Annotated in this window: 1 protein-coding gene; it reads right to left on the reverse strand. The window is 71.9% G+C overall.

Annotated features, from left to right (window positions below):
- The coding region (locus C1708_RS33575; protein ID WP_133169127.1) for a phosphopantetheine-binding protein at positions 1-709 on the reverse strand (709 nt) is incomplete at both ends.

Raw genomic sequence — 709 nt, forward strand, 5'->3', positions numbered from 1 at the left:
GTAGGTGGCGCTCGGCCCCTCCATCTTGTGCAGGAACCACAGCCGGCGCTGGGCGAACGACAGCGGCACCGCGTCGGGCAGCTGCTGCCTGACCAGGGCGAGCCGTGCGGGCCCTGCGGTGTCCAGACGGGCCGCGACCGCACCCGCGGTCCGTGCCTCGAAGAGGGTGCGCAGGCCGATCTCGACGCTGAAGGCGGCCCGAATGCGGGCGATCAGACGGGTGGCCAGGAGCGAGTGGCCGCCGAGTTCGAAGAAGTCGTCGTCGACGCCGACCCGGGCCAGCCCGAGCACCTGCGCGAACAGGTCGCACACGATCTGCTCCTGCGGCGTGCGCGCCTCCCGCCCGGCTCCGGCCGACGTGAAGTCCGGCGCGGGAAGAGCCGCCCGGTCCAGCTTGCCGTTGGCCGTCAGCGGCAGGCTGTCGAGGGGAACGACGACCGAGGGCACCATGTGTTCGGGCAGCCGCTCGCGCGCGAACTCCCTTGCCTCTCGGGGCCGCAGGACGTCGCGAGTCACCACGTAGGCCACGAGTCGGGTCCTGCCGGGCTGGTCCTCGCGGGTCACCACGGCGGCCTGGGCGATGTGGGGGTGCTCGGTGAGGACGTTCTCGATCTCACCGGGCTCGATGCGGAAGCCGCGGACCTTGATCTGGTGGTCGGCGCGCCCGACGAACTCCAGTTCGCCGTCCTGGTTCCAGCGCACCAGGTCA

Origin of the sequence: Streptomyces sp. DH-12 (assembly GCF_002899455.1) — a bacterium.
Taxonomy (GTDB): domain Bacteria; phylum Actinomycetota; class Actinomycetes; order Streptomycetales; family Streptomycetaceae; genus Streptomyces.